Source organism: Streptomyces sp. NPDC028298 (genome assembly GCF_055565895.1).
Map to the genome: position 1 here is coordinate 230581 of NZ_JBVHTL010000006.1, position 17617 is coordinate 248197.

Genomic DNA, 17617 nt, shown 5'->3' on the forward strand with positions numbered 1-17617 from the left:
GTGATTGCGAGTCTGCTGGTCGCCAACCGGGGCGAGATCGCCTGCCGGGTCTTCCGCACCTGCCGTGCGGCCGGGGTGCGCACGGTCGCCGTGTACTCCGACGCCGACGAGAACGCCCTGCACACCCGCGAGGCGGACGCGGCGGTGCGACTGCCCGGCGCGACCCCCGCCGAGACGTATCTGCGGGGCGATCTCGTCGTGCGGGCCGCGCTGGACGCGGGCGCCGACGCGGTGCACCCGGGGTACGGGTTCCTGTCGGAGAACGCGGACTTCGCGCGGGCGGTGATCGACGCCGGGCTGGTGTGGGTCGGGCCGTCCCCCGAGGCGATCGAGGCGATGGCGTCCAAGACGCGGGCCAAGAAGCTGATGGGGCTCGCGCCCCTGGAGCGGGTCACCGCCGCGGACCTGCCGGTCCTGGTCAAGGCCGCCGCGGGCGGCGGCGGCCGCGGGATGCGGATCGTCCGTGAACTGGAGCATCTGGACGCCGAGTTGGAGGCGGCCAGGGCGGAGGCGCTGAGCGCCTTCGGCGACGGCGAGGTGTTCGTCGAGCCGTACGTCGAGGGCGGCCGGCACGTCGAGGTGCAGATCCTGGCCGACGCGCACGGCACGGTCTGGCCGCTCGGCACCCGCGACTGCTCCCTCCAGCGCCGCCACCAGAAGGTGATCGAGGAGGCGCCCGCCCCCGGACTGGGGGAGGAACTCACGCGACGGCTCCACGAGTTGTCGGTGCGCGCCGCCCGCGCCGTGGACTACGTCGGGGCGGGCACGGTCGAGTTCCTCGTCGCCGACGGCACCGCGCACTTCCTGGAGATGAACACCCGGCTCCAGGTCGAACACCCGGTGACGGAGGCGGTGTTCGGGGTCGACCTGGTGGCCCTGCAACTGCGGGTCGCGGAGGGGGAGCGGCTGGAGGGCGAGCCCCCGCCCGCGCGGGGCCACGCGGTGGAGGCCCGGCTGTACGCGGAGGACCCGGCGGGCGCGTGGGCGCCGCAGACGGGCACCCTGCACCGGATCGCCGTCCCGGACGGCGTCCGGCTGGACACCGGGTTCGCCGACGGCGACTCGGTGGGCATCCACTACGACCCGATGCTCGCGAAGGTCGTCGCGCACGCCCCCACCCGCGCGGAGGCCGTGCGGAAGCTGGCGGGCGCCCTGGAGCGGGCCACGCTCCACGGTCCGGTCACCAACCGGGATCTGCTCGTACGGTCGCTGCGGCACGAGGAGTTCACCGGGGCCCGGATGGACACGGGCTTCTACGACCGTCACCTCGCCGCGCTGACCGAGCCCGCCCCCGATCCGTACGCCCCGCTGGCCGCGGCCCTGGCCGACGCGCACGGGCGCTCGCGGTTCGGCGGCTGGCGGAACCTGGCGTCGGCTCCGCAGACCAGGCGGTACCGGATGCACGGCTCCGAGCACGAGGCCGCGTACCGGCACACGCGGCAGGGACTCGCGGCCGACGGGGTGCGCGTGCTGCACGCCGACGCCGGCCGGGTCGTCCTCGAAGTGGCGGGAGTACGGCGGACGTTCGAGGTGACGCGGTACGCGGACGGCCGGGTCTTCGTGAACGCGACCGCGCTGACCGAGCTCCCCCGTTTCCCCGATCCGGCCGCGGACCGGGCTCCGGGCTCGCTGCTCGCGCCGATGCCCGGCACCGTGGTCCGGGTGGCCGAGGGGCTCGCCGAGGGCGCCGCGGTGCGGGCCGGGGAGCCGCTGCTGTGGCTGGAGGCGATGAAGATGGAGCACCGGATCTCGGCGCCGACGGCGGGCACGCTCACCGCTCTGCACGCCGTCGTCGGGCAGCAGGTGGAGGTGGGCGCGCTGCTCGCCGTCGTACGCGAGGACGCGACGCCCGGGGAGACGCCACCGGCCGACGCCGGGTGAGACGGCGCCCCGCATCTCCCGGATCTCCCGAACCTTCCGCACCTTCCGCATCTCCCGAACCTTCCGCACCCCTCGTACTCCCGCTCGTTCCGTATCTCCGTACCGAGGAGCCCTCATGAGCCCTGTCACAGAGACCGACGAACACAAGGCGCTCCGTTCCGCGGTCGCCGCTCTCGGCAAGCGCTACGGCCGCGAGTACCTCACCAAGGCCGTCGCCGAGGGCGGTCACCCCGACGAGCTGTGGGCCGAGGCGGGCAAGCTCGGCTACCTCGGGGTGAACCTGCCGGAGGAGTACGGGGGCGGAGGCGGCGGCATCGCGGAACTGTCCATCGTCCTGGAGGAGCTGGGTGCGGCCGGCTGTCCGCTGCTGATGCTCGTCGTCTCGCCCGCCATCTGCGGCACGGTCATCGCCCGTTTCGGCACCGAGGAGCAGAAGCGCACCTGGCTGCCGGGCCTGTCCGACGGCTCCCGCACGATGGCGTTCGGCATCACCGAGCCCGACGCCGGCTCCAACTCGCACCGCATCACCACCACGGCCCGCCGCGACGGCACCGACTGGGTATTGACCGGCCGCAAGGTCTTCATCTCCGGCGTCGACATCGCCGACGCGACGCTCATCGTGGGCCGCACGGAGGACGCGCGCACCGGCAGCCTCAAGCCCTGCCTGTTCATCGTCCCGCGCGACGCCGAGGGCTTCGGGCGGCGGCAGATCGACATGGAACTGGCCAGCGCGGAGAAGCAGTTCGAGCTCACCCTGGACGAGGTGCGGCTGCCGGCCGACGCCCTGGTCGGCGACGAGGACGCGGGACTGCTGCAACTGTTCGCCGGTCTCAACCCGGAGCGGGTGATGACGGCCGCGTTCGCGATCGGCATGGGCCGCTTCGCGCTCGCCAGGGCCGTGGAGTACGCGCGGGACCGCACCGTCTGGAAGGCGCCCATCGGCGCGCACCAGGCCATCGCCCACCCGCTCGCGCAGGCCCACATCGAGCTCGAACTGGCCCGGCTGATGATGCAGAAGGCCGCGTACCTGTACGACATCGGCGACGACATCGGGGCCGGGGAGGCCGCCAACATGGCCAAGTACGCGGCCGGGGAGGCCTGTGTGCGGGCCGTCGACCAGGCGGTGCACACCCTCGGCGGCAACGGCCTCACCCGGGAGTTCGGGCTCGCCTCCCTCATCACGGCGGCGCGCGTGTCTCGTATCGCGCCGGTGAGCCGGGAGATGATTCTGAACTACGTCTCCCACCAGACCCTGGGCCTGCCCAAGTCGTACTGAGCGCTCTAGGAGGAACCGTGTTCCGCAGCGAGTACGCAGATGTTCCGGCCGTCGAGGAACCCATTCACGACGCCGTCCTGGGACACGCCGCCGAGCGCGGCGAGACGCCCGCGCTCGTCGACGGCGTCGACGGCACCACGCTCACCTACGCGCAGGTCGACCAGTTCCACCGGCGGCTGGCCGCCGCGTTCGCCGAGGCGGGGCTGCGCAAGGGCGACGTGCTCGCCCTGCACAGTCCCAACACCATCGCCTTCCCCGTGGTCTTCTACGGGGCCACGCGCGCGGGGGCGTCGGTCACCACCGTGCACCCGCTCGCCACGGCGGAGGAGTTCGCCAAGCAGCTCCAGGACTCCTCGGCCCGCTGGATCGTGACCGTCTCGCCGCTGCTGGAGACCGCCCGCAGGGCCGCCGAACTCGCGGGCGGCGTACGGGAGATCTTCGTCTGCGACCAGGCCGAGGGCCACCGGTCCATGGTCGACCTGCTGGGCGGCACCGCGCCCGAACCGCGGGTGGACATCGACCCCGTCGAGGACGTGGCGGCGCTCCCGTACTCCTCGGGCACCACGGGCGTCCCCAAGGGCGTGATGCTCACCCACCGCTCCATAGCCACCAACCTCGCCCAGCTCGAACCGGCCATGCCGATGGGCCCGGGCGAACGCATCCTGGCCGTACTGCCGTTCTTCCACATCTACGGACTGACCGCCCTGATGAACGCGCCCCTGCGGCAGGGCGCCACCGTGGTCGTGCTGCCCCGCTTCGACCTCGACACCTTCCTCGGCGCCATCCAGGAGCACCGCATCACCGGCCTGTACGTGGCACCGCCGATCGTCCTGGCGCTCGCCAAGCACCCGGCCGTCGCGGAGTACGACCTGTCCTCCCTGGAGTACATCGTCTCGGCGGCCGCGCCCCTGGACGCCGCCCTCGCGGCCGCCTGTTCGGCCAGGCTCGGGCTGCCGCCGGTGGGCCAGGCCTACGGCATGACCGAACTGTCGCCCGGCACGCACGTCGTCCCGCTGGGCGCCGAGAACCCGCCCCCGGGCACGGTCGGCAAACTCGTCGCCGGCACCGAGATGCGCATCGTCTCCCTCGACGACCCGGACAAGGACGTCGCCGTCGGAGAACGCGGCGAGATCGTCGTCCGGGGGCCCCAGGTCATGAAGGGCTATCTGGGCCGGCCCGACGCGACGGCCGCGATGATCGACCCGGACGGCTGGCTGCACACCGGGGACGTCGGTCATGTCGACGAGGACGGCTGGCTGTTCGTCGTGGACCGCGTCAAGGAGCTCATCAAGTACAAGGGCTTCCAGGTGGCCCCCGCCGAGCTGGAGGCACTGCTGCTCACCCACCCCGGCATCGCCGACGCCGCCGTCATCGGGTCCTACAACGAGGACAACAACGAGGTCCCGCACGCCTTCGTGGTGCGCCAGCCCTCGGCCGCCGACCTCTCCGCGAACGAGGTCATGCTGTACGTCGCCGAGCGCGTCGCCCCGTACAAGCGGGTCCGCGTCGTCAGCTTCATCGACGCCGTCCCGAGGGCGGTCTCCGGGAAGATCCTGCGCCGCGAACTGCGAGGCCTGTCATGACCGTCGTCCGCACGGAACACGAGCGCGGCGTCACCACGCTCACCCTGGACTCGCCCGCCACCCGCAACGCGCTCTCGGCCGTCCTCGTGGGCGAGCTCGCCGACGCGCTCACCCGCTGCGGCAAGGACGGCGACGTACGCGCCGTCGTCCTGACCCACACCGGGAACACCTTCTGCGCGGGCGCCGACCTGCGCGACCCGCCGCCCCCGGAGGCCTTCGTCGGCCTGCTGCGGCAGATCGTCGAGCTGCGCAGACCCGTCGTGGCCCGGGTGGCAGGACACGTCCGGGCGGGCGGCCTCGGCCTGCTCGGGGCCTGTGACATCGCGGTGGCGGGCGAGGCGTCGACCTTCGCCTTCACCGAGGTACGGATCGGGGTCGCCCCCGCCGTCATCTCACTGCCGCTGCTGCCCCGCGCCGACCCGCGCGCCCTCGCCCGCTACTACCTCACCGGCGAACGCCTCGACGCCCCCGAGGCCGTCCGCACCGGGCTCCTCACGGCGGCCGGGGACGACGTGGACGCCGTCCTCGCGCCCGTGCTCGACGGGCTGCGCCGGTCGGCCCCCGACGCCCTCGCCGAGACGAAGGCACTGCTCACGGCTAAGGTGCTGGAGACCTTCGACCGGGACGCGGCGGACCTGACCGCGCTCTCGGCCCGGCTGTTCTCCTCCGCGCAGGCCCGCGAGGGTATGACGGCCTTCCTCGAACGACGGGATCCCGCATGGGTGGTGTGAGCGCGACGGAACACGCGGCACGTACTCCGCACGTCCCCAAACAGGACCGCAGCCGGGCCACCCGGCAGCGGCTCCTGGCCGCCGCCGTGGCCTGCCTCGCCGAACACGGCTGGGCGGGCTCCACGGTCTCCGTCGTCGCCGAGCGCGCCGGGGTGTCCCGGGGTGCCGCCCAGCACCACTTCCCCACCCGCGAGGACCTCTTCACGGCAGCCGTCGAGTACGTCGCCGAGGAACGCTCCAGCGCCCTGCGGGACCTGTTCCCCGACGGTCCCGCCGACCGGCGTGCCGTCGTCGAGGCCCTCGTCGGCCTCTACACCGGGCCGTTGTTCCGCGCCGCCCTCCACCTCTGGGTCGCGGCCTCGAACGAGGACCAGCTCCGGGCGCGGGTGACCGAGCTCGAAGGGCGCGTCGGCCGCGAGAGCCACCGCATCGCGGTGGACCTGCTGGGCGCGGACGAGTCCCGGCCCGGGGTGCGCGAGACGGTGCAGGGGCTGCTGGACATGGCGCGCGGTCTCGGCCTGGCGAACCTGCTCACCGACGACACCGCTCGCAGGGAGCGGGTCGTGGCGCAGTGGGGGACGATCGTGGAGGAGACCCTCGGCTGACCGGCCCCGGTCCCTCGTCAGGATCGGCGGCCCCGGCCCCTGGTCAGGATCGGCGGCCCCGGTCCCGGGTCAGGGGCTGAGCCGCTCGACCCGCCAGCCGCCGTCGGGCCGGGCCACGTAGCGGAGCCGGTCGTGGAGACGGTTCTCGCGGCCCTGCCAGAACTCGACCGTCTGCGGGGCGATCCGGAAACCGCCCCAGTGCGGCGGCACGGGCACCTGCTCGCCCTCCGGGTAGCGGGCGTCCAGCTCCGCGTACGTGGCGTCCAGCTCGCTGCGCCCGGCGATGACCGTGGACTGCGCGCTCGCCCAGGCGCCGAGCTGGGAGCCGTGCGGGCGGGTGCGGAAGTACGCGGCGGTCTCCTCCCGGCCCGTGCGCCGGGCCGTCCCGGTGACGATGACCTGCCGGGCCAGCGGATGCCACGGGAAGAGCAGCGAGATGTACGGGTTGCGGGACAGCTCGCGGGCCTTGCGCGAGTCGTAGTTCGTGTAGAAGACGAAGCCCTGGTCGTCGTACCCCTTGAGCAGCACCGTGCGTGAGCTGGGCCGGCCCTCGGCGTCCGCCGTGGAGACGACCATCGCGTTCGGCTCGTGCACGAAACCGTGCACCGCCGCCTGGGCCGCCTGCTCGAACCAGCGGGAGAACTGCTCCATGGGGTGCGCGGCGAGATCGCTCTCGTCGAGTCCCTCGGCGCGGTAGTGCGCCCGCATGGAGGCCGGGTCGGCGGCGATCTCCTCGTGCGCGGCCTCGGCGGCCTCGGCCGCGGCCTGGATGAGGGGCTCGTTCGTGGATTCGTCCGGGACACGATCGTTCACGCGGTCATCCTGCCGCATCGGGGCCCCTCGCGGGCCGGGTGCGAGGGCGGGTGGGCTTCGTCACGCAGTGGCACTCAGTGCCGCGTTCTCTCCCTGAAGATGGCACTCGGGGATATCGTGCTGATGCCGTTCCGGTTGGAGGACCAGTCGTACGGGGCATCACCGGGGTGACCGCTTTCGGACCGCGAGCCGGCGGAGACCGACCGAAGAGCATTCGGGAGTCTTCGCGGACGACCGTGGAACCGGCCGGCGCAGCACCTCCCCGTCGACCGTCGCCCCCACAGGGGCGCAGGGTCACCACAACCCCGACAACACCATCCGTCGCACACATCACGAGGAGCCGCCTGATGTCCGACTTCGTACCCGGACTCGAAGGAGTCGTCGCGTTCGAGACGGAGATCGCCGAACCCGATAAGGAGGGCGGCGCTCTTCGCTACCGGGGCGTCGACATCGAGGACCTCGTCGGCCACGTCTCCTTCGGCAACGTCTGGGGACTCCTCGTCGACGGCGCCTTCAACCCCGGTCTGCCGCCCGCCGAGCCGTTCCCGATCCCCGTCCACTCCGGTGACATCCGTGTCGACGTGCAGTCCGCGCTCGCGATGCTCGCACCCGTCTGGGGCCTCAAACCCCTCCTCGACATCGACGCCGAGCAGGCCCGCGAGGACCTCGCCCGCGCCGCCGTCATGGCCCTGTCGTACGTCGCCCAGTCCGCCCGCGGACAGGGCCTGCCCATGGTCCCGCAGAACGAGATCGACAAGGCCCACTCCATCGTCGAGCGGTTCATGATCCGCTGGCGCGGAGAGCCGGACCCCAAGCACGTCGCCGCCGTCGACGCCTACTGGACCTCGGCCGCCGAGCACGGCATGAACGCCTCCACCTTCACCGCCCGCGTGATCGCCTCGACCGGCGCGGACGTCGCCGCGGCGCTCTCCGGCGCGGTGGGAGCCATGTCGGGCCCGCTGCACGGCGGCGCCCCCTCCCGCGTCCTCGGCATGATCGAGGAGATCGAGCGCACCGGGGACGCCGACGCCTACGTCCGGCAGGCCCTCGACAACGGCGAGCGCCTCATGGGCTTCGGCCACCGCGTCTACCGCGCCGAGGACCCCCGCGCGCGGGTGCTGCGCCGCACCGCGCGCGAGCTGGGCGCCCCCCGCTTCGAGGTCGCCGAGGCCCTGGAGAAGGCCGCGCTCGCCGAGCTCCACGCCCGCCGCCCGGACCGTGTCCTCGCGACGAACGTCGAGTTCTGGGCGGCCATCGTCCTGGACTTCGCCGAGGTCCCGGCGCACATGTTCACGTCCATGTTCACCTGCGCCCGTACCGCGGGCTGGTCGGCCCACATCCTGGAGCAGAAGCGCACCGGCCGCCTGGTGCGCCCCTCCGCCCGCTACGTGGGACCCGGCACCCGCGGTGTCCAGGAGATCGAGGGGTTCGAGGACATCGCGCACTGACCCGGCGCGGGGCGCACCGGCCCCGCACCGGGACGACCGCCGTCACGCGGGAGCGAGCAGCTCCGCGTGGTGGCGGGCGGCGACGAGCGGGTGCGCCCGCAGCTTGCCCTTGAGCTCGTTGAAGCCGTACTCGGCGAAGAGCGGATTCGACGGGTCGTCGGTGACGCCGGGCGCGCCGGAGGCGTGCGGGAACGGCAGCGGCTCGATCCGGGCGTCCAGGCGCGGGTTGTAGAAGAACGGCACCGAGAACCGCTCGGTGGCCCCGGCCGGGCTCACCACCCGGTGGTTGGTGGCTACGAGATAGCCGTTCGTCGCGACCTCCAGGAGCTCGCCCAGGTTGACCACGAAGGCACCCGGCAGCGGCGGCACGTCGTGGAAACGGCCGTCGTCGCGCTGCACCTGGAGCCCGCCGATCCGGTCCTGGAGCAGCAGCGTCAGGAATCCGTAGTCCTTGTGCGCGCCCACGCCCTGATCGGCGCCGTCGCCGGCGCTCCCGGGGTAGCGCACCAGCTTCAGGTGCGGGTGGGCCCGCTCGCCGAAGATCGGGTCGTAGAAGCCGGCCGGGGCCCCGATGGAGGTCAGCAGCTCGCGCAGCAGCCGGGCCGCGACCGCGCTCAGCCGCTCCATCCAGGCCAGCGCGGCCGTCCGCAGCTCCGGCAGCGCGGCCGGCCACTGGTTCGGACCCTGGAGCCACCAGTACGCGGGTTCGCCGGGCAGCGGCGCCCGCGCGGGCCGTTCGGCGCCTATGTCGAGCTGGTCCCGCCAGTCCCGGCTGCCGCCGGTGCGCTCGTCGCCCGTGCGCGTGTACCCGCGGAAATGCGGTGAGAGGACGTTGTCGAGGGCCAGCCGGTCGGCCTCGGGGAGCGCGAAGAACCGGTGCATGGCCCGCAGCAGCGCGCCGGTCTCGGCCTCGGTCACGCCGTGCCCGACGAGCTGGAAGAAGCCGACGTCGTGGGCGGCGCTGTGGAGCTGCGCGTGCAGCAGCGCCCGTGCCTGGGGGCCGCGGTCGGCCGCCGAGAGGTCGATGATCGGAAGCTGCTGGTACGGGGCGTGGGAGCGCCCGTTCGGGGCAGCGGTGGAAAACGTGGAAGACGTGTTCGTCGTCATGAGGTGCGTCCGCGGGGTCTACGGGTGCCCGGGGCGGCCGCCGGGGGTGGGGCGGGGGCCACGGGTGCCGGGGAGGGAAGAAGCCGTGCGAAGGGGGCCGGTCAGGCGGAGCGCCGACAGCCCATGCTCGTGACGCGCACGAAATCCACGTGGCGGCGTCGGACGAGCATCGGAAGCATGGCCACAGCGTACTGCTCTCCCCGCGAACCACCTGTGACCCGGGTCACTCGACGATCGATGATCGCTCGGAGGTCCGGGCCGCGGAGGTCCGCGATCACTCGGAGGTCCGCGATCGCCCGGAGGCGGGCGCGCGGGCCGGGAGACGCGGACGACCCGTGAGCTCGGGTCCCTCCGCCTCGCGGCGACGGGGCCGGCCGGACGTACCGGCGAGCTCACGGGTCGGGTGACTGCGTTGGATTGGGCCGGCTGCATGCGTGTCGCATGCCGGTCCGGCGCCGAACCGAGTCCGACAGCGGGCCGCTAGCCCGCAGTCACCTCGTATGTCCGGGTTTCCGTCATGAGCCGAACCACCTCCTCTCCTACGTGTGGAGAACTCTAGGAACCCGTCCCGGAAGGCTCAAGCGATTTATTCGCGGTCCTCGCACGGTTCGCGGCACAGAGGGATTTCCCTCTTCTTCGGGCATCTTCGAGGAACGAGGTGTGGGCTGGGTCACGTTCGAGTTGAATGGTGACGAGTGAGCGAACTGTCGCGCCGTACACAACGGACGCAGCCTGCAGGGGGTCCAGGTGAGTGCTTCCCGGCGTAGTGGGACCACCGACGAGCTGGGGCCGGACGAGCCCGAGCGGGACGGCTCCGACCTGCTGGCCGCGCTGCTGGACGGCATGGACGCCGCCCTGTGCGCCTTCGACGCCGACGGGGTCCTCACCCACTGGAACCGCGAGGCCGAGCGCATCCTCGGGTGGACGGCGGCCGAAGCGGTGGGGCGGCGCGGATTCGCCGGCTGGGCCGTGCGGACCGCCGACGCCGAGGAGGTCGAGGGCCGGCTGATGTCCGCCATGGAGGCGCCCGGCCGCCAGGTGCACGAGTTCGCGCTCCTGACCAAGGACGGCGGCAGGGTCCTCGTCCGCACCCAGTCCGCCGCCGTCCGCGGCCCGGAGGGCAAGCCCGCCGGGGTGTACTGCGCCTTCAGCGAGGTGCACACCCAGATCGACCTCGAACGGTCGATCGCCCTGAGCGAGGCGCTCTTCGAGGACGCCGGCTGGGGCGTGGTGCTGGTCGACGCCGACCTGCGGCCCGCCGTGGTCAACGCGTACGCCGCCCACGCCCTCGGCGCCGGCCGCACCTCCGCCCTCGGCCGGCCCCTGGGCGACCTCCTCTCCCAGGGCGTCGAGGAACTGGAGAGCGCCCTCACCCACGTCCTGTCCGAAGGCGCGCCACCGGCCCCCGCGGAGATGTGGGTGGGCCTGCGCACGCCGGAGGGCGAGAAGCGGCGGTGCTGGCGCAGCGGCTTCGTGCGGCTCGCCTCGCCGCTCGCGGAGGAGCCCGTACCGCTCGGTGTCGGCTGGCTCTTCCAGGACGTGACCGAGGCCAAGCAGACCGAGCAGGAGGCGGCGCTGCTGCGCTTCCGCGCCAACCAGTTGCACCGGGCCGCGCGGGCCGCGGCCGAGTGCGAGAACCCGGGTGAGGCCGCCGCCGTGCACCTCGACTTCGCCCTCGCGGGCTTCGCCGACCACGCGCTGGTCGACCGGGTCGCCCCGGGCGGTCCGGCGAACGGGGAGGGGCCCGTCCGGCTCGTACGGACCGTCGCCACGCCCGCCGGATCGCCCGGACCGAGCCACATCACCGGCAAGGCCGGACTGCCCCTGCGCTACGGGGAGGGGCACCCGGCGCTCCAGTGCGTGGACCGCGCCGGTTCGGTCCGGGCCGACGCGGCCGCCGCCGACCCCGAGCAGGCGCGCGAATGGGCGCTGGCCCGGCAGTGGCCGCGCGACTCCGTGCACGCCCTGTGCGCGGTGCTGCGCAGCCGCGGCCGGACGCTCGGGGTCGTGACGTTCCTGCGGAGCGCGGGCCGCAGCCGGTTCGAGCGCTCGGACGCGATGTACGCGGAGGACGTGGCCGTGCGGATCGCGATGGCCCTGGACCTGGAAGAGCTGACGGACAGGCCCTAGGGCGGGTTCGCGCCTGGGCGGGTCCGCGCCCTAGCGGCGGTAGAAGATCCGGTCCCCGTACTCCGTCATGACGCGGCCGTTCCACTCGTGGCCGCCGTCGACGTTGCCCGAGCGGAGCAGGGGCGGTTCGATGCCGCGGTCCGCGAGGGCGCCGGCTGCGGTCGCCATCACCGCCTGGAGGAGCGCCGAGGTGACGACGGTCGAGGCGGGGGCGAAGGGTGCCTCGATGGAGTCCAGGGTGAGTTCCGCGTCGCCGACCGGGATCCGCGAGTCGAGGACGACGTCGCAGTGGTCCTTGAGGTAGGTCCCCGACACGTGCCGTGACGTCGTCTCGGTGGCGTAGGCGACGGAGGTGACGCCGATGACCTTCACGCCCAGGGCGCGGGCGTTCATCGCCATCTCCACGGGGAGCGCGTTGCGGCCGGAGAGCGAGATGATCACCAACAGGTCGCCGGAGCGCAGCGGGCTGGAGTCCAGGACCGCGCTCGCCAGGCCGTCGACCCGCTCCAGGGCGGAGCCCAGGGTCGCGGGCATGACGTCGACGCCCACCACCCCCGGTACGGCGAGCAGGTTCATCAGGGCCAGGCCGCCCGCGCGGTAGACGATGTCCTGCGCGGCGAGCGAGGAGTGACCGGCGCCGAAGGCGAAGAGCCGGCCGCCGTCCACGACGGTGTCCGCGATCAGGTTCCCGGCCGCCCCGATCTCCCCGGCGTCCTCGTCCCGCACCTGCCGCAGCAGGCCGATCGCGGCGTCGAAGAACTGCCCGGCCAGCTTGCTGTCGCTCATCGGCGAAGCCCCTTTGAAGTCTCGTCGGCTTGGAGATCTCGTCGGCGCCGGGTCGGCGCAGGGCGGGCGGACGGCCGAACCGGTCGCCCGGCGTGGCCGTACATCCTCGTGTCGCGGATCACGTTGCGGTCTGGACCACTGCCCTGTCAATACGGCTTCCGGGGCGCCCGAGGGCACGGTGACGCGGGCCCCGGCGGCCGGACGGGACCTGATTCACGGGCATTCCGAGGCGATCGTCGCCAAGCGGTTCGGACGGCGAGGCACGGTTGTCAGTGCTATGCGTCAGAATTGAGTCCAGGGCCAGCGCACACGCCGGTGGACCATCGAGTCTCCGGCAGAGCTAATCGAGGGGCACGAATGTCCGGACTGATCGACACCACGGAGATGTATCTCCGCACCATCCTCGAGCTGGAGGAGGAAGGCGTTGTCCCCATGCGCGCCCGGATCGCGGAGCGGCTCGACCAGAGCGGCCCGACGGTGAGCCAGACGGTGGCGCGCATGGAGCGCGACGGTCTGGTGGCGGTGGCGAGCGACCGGCATCTGGAGCTCACGGACGAGGGGCGGCGGCTGGCCACCCGCGTCATGCGCAAGCACCGTCTCGCCGAGTGCCTGCTCGTCGACGTGATCGGCCTGGAGTGGGAGCAGGTGCACGCGGAGGCCTGTCGCTGGGAGCACGTGATGAGCGAGGCGGTGGAGCGGCGCGTGCTCGAACTGCTGCGCCACCCGACCGAGTCGCCGTACGGCAACCCGATCCCGGGCCTGGAGGAGCTGGGCGAGAAGGACGGGGCCGACCCGTTCCTGGACGAGGGCATGGTGGCGCTGTCCGAGCTCGACCCGGGTGTGGACGGCAAGACCGTGGTCGTCCGGCGGATCGGGGAGCCGATCCAGACGGACGCCCAGCTCATGTACACGCTGCGGCGGGCGGGCGTGCAGCCCGGTTCCGTGGTCAGCGTGACCGAGTCGGCCGGCGGGGTCCTCGTCGGCAGCGGCGGTGAGGCCGCGGAGCTGGAGGCGGACATCGCCTCGCATGTGTTCGTCGCCAAGCGCTGACGCATCTTCCGGTACCCGCGAGGGGCAGCTCCCGGGCGCCGACCGAGAGGCCGGCAGTCGCTGACCTTGAGGTCGGCGTCCGGGAGCACGCCGGACACCGTGGGGCACCCCCGTCCCCACCACCCCGGACGCGTCAACTGCTGTGGCGGGAGGGGCAGTTGTGATGTCTCCGCGACCATCTCGAAACCAAGATTCAGTGTGCCGAATCGCAGCGCCGAGACCGTTTGCGTGCAAGGCTGTCGCGTGAGGCATATGACTTGAGGGCTCTTGACCGTGTCCGGGAGCGATCGTGCACGGTCGGGGAGGGGGCGTGAGGATGTGCCGCAGATGCGGAGAGGGCCCCGGCGCCTTCCGGCGCCGGGGCCTGTCCTCCCCTGTGCTGACCCGGAGCCCCGAGCTCCCAGGGTCATTCCCTTCGGACCGTTTTCCCCGAGCGGTCCGCCTCCCGCAGAAGATCTCCCCCGGGCGACGGCGGTCAATCCTGGTGGGCGGTCACTCGAACGAGGGGTGTTGCGGCCGGAGAGGCCATTTTCGAATCCCCATTCGATAACGTGACGATGTGGCGGCGTGCGTGAGGGCATCGCCCGCACACCGGGAACAGCGGCAGAAAGCGGTACGAGTGGACCGGCCGGGAAGAGCGGGAGCGAGCGGGTCCGAGCGAGCCAGGGGGGTGCCTTTACCGATGGTGCGGCGCATCGACGTGACAGGGGCCGGCGGTGTGCGCCTGGCCGCATGGGAGTACGCCGACCCTCCCAAGAGCGACCAGCCGAAGGCGTCCGAGGCGCCCGGCGTGCTGTTACTGCACGGCCTCATGGGCCGCGCCTCGCACTGGGCGTCCACCGCCCGCTGGCTCTCCGAGCGGCACCGCGCCATCGCCCTCGACCAGCGCGGTCACGGCCAGAGCGACAAGGCCCCGGAGGCCGAGTACACCCGTGAGGCCTACGTCGAGGACGCCGAAGCCGCCCTCGACCAGCTCGGCCTCGGACCGGCCGTCGTCGTCGGCCACGCGATGGGCGCACTGACCGGCTGGCAGCTCGCCGCCAAGCGCCCCGATCTCGTCCGGGCCCTGATCATCTGCGACATGCGGGCCTCGGCGCTCGGCTCCGCCTCCCAGCGTGAATGGGAGGACTGGTTCAAGGCCTGGCCCGTCCCCTTCGCCACCCTCGCCGACGTACGGAAATGGTTCGGCGAGGACGATCCCTGGGTGGAGCGCCCGAATCCCTCCCGCGGCGAGTTCTACGCCGAGGTGATGCACGAGTCCCCCGACGGCTGGCGCCCCGTCTTCGAACCCGAACAGATGCTCAAGTCCCGCCAGACCTGGGTGTACGACGCCCACTGGGAGGAGCTCGCCCAGGTCCGGTGCCCCGCCCTGGTCGTCCGCGGCCTTGACGGGGAACTCGGCCGGGCCGAGTCCCAGGAGATGGTCCGGGTCCTGCCGCGCGGTCAGTACGCCGAGGTCGCGGACGCCGGCCACCTCGTGCACTACGACCAGCCCGAGGCGTGGCGCGCCGCGATCGAGCCGTTTCTGGACGGAGTGCTCACCGGCTAGGGCCTGTCTGCCGACGCAGTCCGGCCGTGTCACAAGGTGATCACGAAGCTTCACCGGATCTTCATATTCCGCTGCTGTGTGGTGCCCAATAGCGCTGCGGCGCGGTGTGCCGTCCCGGCCGCTCAGCTCACCTTTCAGGGGGACGCGCACCGCAACGCCGCACGACCACCGGCGGCGGCCCGCGGTCAGCCCTTGCTGACCGCCGTCAGGATCTCCGGCAGGCGCCCAGCCGTCCGCGGCGCGGCGAGCCGGAGTCCGAGCAGGGTGATCAGCGCCCCGTAGACGGCGCCCACGGGCAACAGCAGCCAGGTCCAGCGGTCGCCGTCGGCGCTCACGTTCAGCCAGATCGTCAGGGCGATGACGGGAGAGGCGAGCAGGGCGGCCGAGATCAGGCCGCCGAAGATGGCGATCCAGGCCAGACCGGCCTGACCGGGCGCCACGTTCTTGTAGCCCTCCTGGGGGATGGAGTACGGGAAGCGTGCCGAGGACCACGCGCCGGTCGCCAGCATCGCGCCGAGCAGCGCGAAGGACAGCCCGAGCACCTCGGGCAGCTTCCCCCACGCGCCGAGCAGCCCCGTCGTCACGGTCGTCACGAGCGTCGCGTACGGCAGGGTGATCAACAGCAGGGCCAGCGCCCGCCCGCGCAGCTCGACGTACGCGTCACGGGTGGAGGAGATCGTCAGCGCCACCATCCAGAACGCCGACGTGTCCTGCCCGAACTGGTTGTACATCTGGATCCCGAGCATCCCGGCCGCGAAGCACGCGAAGTAGACCGAGCCGGTGCCCTGGAGCGCGTTGAACACCGGCACGATCAGCCCGATGGCCAGCGAGGTCACCCAGGCCGCCTTGGTCTTCGGGTCGCGCCACACGTACCGCAGGCTGCGCTCCATGACCGTCCCGGTGCGTCCGGCCGGCAGCAGCCGCCCGAGCCCCGAGGAGCCGCGCTCCTTGGCGGCGGGCTCCGCGGCCTGGAGCGTGGACCCGTCGGGCGAGGTCATCAGCCGCGTCAGATGACGGGACCAGAGCGCCAGCAGCCCCGCCAGGGCGGCCGCGCACAGGGCGAGCTGGACGATCCCGGCCCCGTACGACCCGTCGCTCACCGAGTCCACGGCGCCGATCGCCGACGCGGGCGGGATCCAGCGCAGCACGTCCGTCACCGGGTCCAGCGCCGACAGCCCGCCCGCCGAACCCAGGCGCTGGGCGCCGAAGTTGACGAGCTGGGCGCCGATCGCGACGACCAGCCCGCTCAGCACCGCAAGATCGCGGCCCTTGCGGCTGGACAGCAGCCGGATGTTGGCGGCCGCGACGGCCCGGGCGAGGGCCACGCAGACCAGCAGGGCGAGCACCAGCGCGACCACCGCCGTCGCGTACGCGGCCGCCCCGTGCGCGACCGCGATCACCGAACCGAGCAGCAGGCAGAACGTGAAGAGCGGCCCGACACCGACCAGGGAGGCGGCCAGCAGCGCCCGGACGAGCGGCCGCGGCCGCAGCGGCAGCATCACCAGCCGCGTCGGATCGAGCGTCTCGTCGCCGCTGGGGAAGAACAGCGGCATCACCGTCCAGCCGAGCGCCAGGATCGCCACGAGGAGGACGCCGACGGCGGTGGCGTGCTCGTTGCCGCGCAGCGCGATCAGGCCGAGCAGTTGGAGCGCGGCGAAGAGCAGCACCAGCACCGTGGACGCGATGAACGCGGCCCGCCGCCCGGCGGACTGCCGCAGGCCGTTGCGCAGGAGCGACAGCTTCAGTCGTACGACGACGGGAGTGATCGACGCGGCGGAGACGCCGGTGGCCGCGCTCATCGGGGAGCACCGCCGCCCAGCCAGTCCAGGTCGGTCGTGACGCCGCGCCCGTGCGCGCCGACCAGTTCCAGGAAGGCCTGCTGGAGCGAGGGCGCGGCGCCGCGCACCTCGGCGAGCGGACCGTGCGCGCGGATGCGCCCGGCGGCCATCACGGCGACCCAGTCGCACAGCGACTCGACCAGCTCCATCACGTGGGAGGAGAAGACGACGGTGGCGCCGGACGCGGTGTACCGCTCCAGGACGCCCCGGATGGTCTGCGCGGAGACCGGGTCCACGCCCTCGAACGGCTCGTCCAGGAAGAGGACTTCGGGGTTGTGCAGGAGCGCGCAGGCCAGGCCGATCTTCTTGCGCATGCCGGTCGAGTAGTCGACGACGAGCTTGTGCTGGGCGCCCGCGAGGTCGAGGACGTCCAGGAGCTGGGTGGCGCGCTTGTCGACCTCGGCGCCGGGCAGCCCCCTCAGCCGGCCGGTGTAGCCCAGCAGTTCGCGTCCGGAGAGCCGCTCGAACAGCCGGAGCCCCTCCGGCAGCACCCCGATCCGGGCCTTCACCTCCGCCGGGTCGCGCCAGACGTCGTGACCCACGACCTCAACCGTGCCCTGATCGGGTCTGAGCAGACCGGTCACCATCGACAGGGTGGTGGTCTTGCCGGCGCCGTTCGGCCCGACGAGCCCGATGAACTGCCCCGCGGGAAGCTCCAGATCGATCCCGGCCACGGCGACCTGCTCACCGAACCGCTTCCAGAGCCCCCGCACACGCACGGCGGGCACGCCGCCGTCCTTCGCTCCCTCGCTCATACAGGCACCCTAAGGGCCCCCGGCCGCCCGCCACCGGTCCCCGCCGAGTCCCGGTCGATCTACGG

At 72.8% G+C, this 17617-nt stretch carries 14 protein-coding genes; 9 read left to right on the plus strand and 5 right to left on the minus strand.

Features of this window, described 5'->3' with window-relative positions:
* From ACZ4TO_RS26655 to ACZ4TO_RS26675, 5 genes are all read left to right on the plus strand, one after another.
* Complete coding sequence (locus tag ACZ4TO_RS26655) at positions 1 to 1881, plus strand: acetyl/propionyl/methylcrotonyl-CoA carboxylase subunit alpha (RefSeq protein WP_468025393.1); 1881 nt, start codon at positions 1 to 3, stop codon at positions 1879 to 1881.
* A gap of 115 nt (positions 1882 to 1996) precedes the next feature.
* Positions 1997 to 3157: an acyl-CoA dehydrogenase family protein gene (locus tag ACZ4TO_RS26660; protein WP_382792775.1), complete on the plus strand. Its 1161-nt coding sequence runs from the start codon at positions 1997 to 1999 to the stop codon at positions 3155 to 3157.
* Positions 3158 to 3174: 17 nt separating this feature from the next.
* On the plus strand, positions 3175 to 4740 hold the full coding sequence (locus ACZ4TO_RS26665) for a 4-coumarate--CoA ligase family protein (protein WP_382792777.1): 1566 nt from the start codon (positions 3175 to 3177) through the stop codon (positions 4738 to 4740).
* Complete coding sequence (locus ACZ4TO_RS26670; RefSeq protein ID WP_382792780.1) at positions 4737 to 5471, plus strand: enoyl-CoA hydratase family protein; 735 nt, start codon at positions 4737 to 4739, stop codon at positions 5469 to 5471. The genes ACZ4TO_RS26665 and ACZ4TO_RS26670 overlap by 4 nt, the downstream gene beginning before the upstream one ends.
* On the plus strand, positions 5459 to 6076 hold the full coding sequence (locus ACZ4TO_RS26675) for a TetR/AcrR family transcriptional regulator (protein WP_382792782.1): 618 nt from the start codon (positions 5459 to 5461) through the stop codon (positions 6074 to 6076). The genes ACZ4TO_RS26670 and ACZ4TO_RS26675 overlap by 13 nt, the downstream gene beginning before the upstream one ends.
* 69 nt (positions 6077 to 6145) lie before the next feature.
* On the opposite strand, the gene pdxH is transcribed toward ACZ4TO_RS26675, so the two are convergent.
* Positions 6146 to 6784, minus strand: coding sequence for a pyridoxamine 5'-phosphate oxidase (gene pdxH, locus ACZ4TO_RS26680; protein ID WP_382792893.1), 639 nt, complete (start codon positions 6782 to 6784; stop codon positions 6146 to 6148).
* Between the two features lie 452 nt (positions 6785 to 7236).
* Between pdxH and ACZ4TO_RS26685 the strand changes: the two genes are divergently transcribed.
* Positions 7237 to 8337 carry a citrate synthase 2 gene (locus ACZ4TO_RS26685; RefSeq protein WP_382792784.1) on the plus strand — a complete coding sequence of 367 codons (1101 nt, stop codon included), beginning with the start codon at positions 7237 to 7239 and terminating at the stop codon, positions 8335 to 8337.
* 42 nt (positions 8338 to 8379) lie between these two features.
* Here ACZ4TO_RS26685 and ACZ4TO_RS26690 read toward each other — a convergent pair whose 3' ends face one another.
* Entirely contained in the window at positions 8380 to 9444 is a 1065-nt protein-coding gene (locus ACZ4TO_RS26690) for an isopenicillin N synthase family dioxygenase (protein ID WP_468025394.1), read from the minus strand.
* A 747-nt stretch (positions 9445 to 10191) separates the two neighbouring features.
* On the opposite strand from ACZ4TO_RS26690, the gene ACZ4TO_RS26695 reads away from it, so the two are divergent.
* Positions 10192 to 11574, plus strand: a complete 1383-nt coding sequence (locus ACZ4TO_RS26695; RefSeq protein ID WP_385042401.1) for a PAS domain-containing protein — start codon at positions 10192 to 10194, stop codon at positions 11572 to 11574.
* A 30-nt stretch (positions 11575 to 11604) separates the two neighbouring features.
* Here the strand turns inward: ACZ4TO_RS26695 and ACZ4TO_RS26700 are convergent, their stop codons facing one another.
* Entirely contained in the window at positions 11605 to 12360 is a 756-nt protein-coding gene (locus ACZ4TO_RS26700; protein ID WP_382792792.1) for an SIS domain-containing protein, read from the minus strand.
* A gap of 357 nt (positions 12361 to 12717) precedes the next feature.
* Between ACZ4TO_RS26700 and ACZ4TO_RS26705 the strand changes: the two genes are divergently transcribed.
* Positions 12718 to 13410: a metal-dependent transcriptional regulator gene (locus ACZ4TO_RS26705; protein ID WP_382792795.1), complete on the plus strand. Its 693-nt coding sequence runs from the start codon at positions 12718 to 12720 to the stop codon at positions 13408 to 13410.
* 682 nt (positions 13411 to 14092) lie between these two features.
* Positions 14093 to 14959, plus strand: coding sequence for an alpha/beta fold hydrolase (locus ACZ4TO_RS26710; RefSeq protein ID WP_382792798.1), 867 nt, complete (start codon positions 14093 to 14095; stop codon positions 14957 to 14959).
* 185 nt (positions 14960 to 15144) lie between these two features.
* On the opposite strand, the gene ACZ4TO_RS26715 is transcribed toward ACZ4TO_RS26710, so the two are convergent.
* Entirely contained in the window at positions 15145 to 16758 is a 1614-nt protein-coding gene (locus tag ACZ4TO_RS26715; protein ID WP_382792800.1) for a transporter, read from the minus strand.
* A complete protein-coding gene (locus ACZ4TO_RS26720) occupies positions 16755 to 17552 on the minus strand; it encodes an ABC transporter ATP-binding protein (RefSeq protein ID WP_385042403.1) in 798 nt (265 codons plus the stop codon). Before ACZ4TO_RS26720 ends, ACZ4TO_RS26715 begins: the two co-directional genes overlap by 4 nt.
* Positions 17553 to 17617 lie beyond the last annotated feature (65 nt).

Coding starts and splice junctions, on each gene's coding strand:
- ACZ4TO_RS26660 (WP_382792775.1), top strand. CDS start 1,997: ATGAGCCCTGTCACAGAGACCGACGAACACAAGGCGCTCCGTTCCGCG.
- ACZ4TO_RS26670 (WP_382792780.1), top strand. CDS start 4,737: ATGACCGTCGTCCGCACGGAACACGAGCGCGGCGTCACCACGCTCACC.
- ACZ4TO_RS26675 (WP_382792782.1), top strand. CDS start 5,459: ATGGGTGGTGTGAGCGCGACGGAACACGCGGCACGTACTCCGCACGTC.
- pdxH (WP_382792893.1), bottom strand. CDS start 6,784: ATGCGGGCGCACTACCGCGCCGAGGGACTCGACGAGAGCGATCTCGCC.
- ACZ4TO_RS26685 (WP_382792784.1), top strand. CDS start 7,237: ATGTCCGACTTCGTACCCGGACTCGAAGGAGTCGTCGCGTTCGAGACG.
- ACZ4TO_RS26690 (WP_468025394.1), bottom strand. CDS start 9,444: ATGACGACGAACACGTCTTCCACGTTTTCCACCGCTGCCCCGAACGGG.
- ACZ4TO_RS26700 (WP_382792792.1), bottom strand. CDS start 12,360: ATGAGCGACAGCAAGCTGGCCGGGCAGTTCTTCGACGCCGCGATCGGC.
- ACZ4TO_RS26705 (WP_382792795.1), top strand. CDS start 12,718: ATGTCCGGACTGATCGACACCACGGAGATGTATCTCCGCACCATCCTC.
- ACZ4TO_RS26710 (WP_382792798.1), top strand. CDS start 14,093: ATGGTGCGGCGCATCGACGTGACAGGGGCCGGCGGTGTGCGCCTGGCC.
- ACZ4TO_RS26715 (WP_382792800.1), bottom strand. CDS start 16,758: ATGAGCGCGGCCACCGGCGTCTCCGCCGCGTCGATCACTCCCGTCGTC.
- ACZ4TO_RS26720 (WP_385042403.1), bottom strand. CDS start 17,552: ATGAGCGAGGGAGCGAAGGACGGCGGCGTGCCCGCCGTGCGTGTGCGG.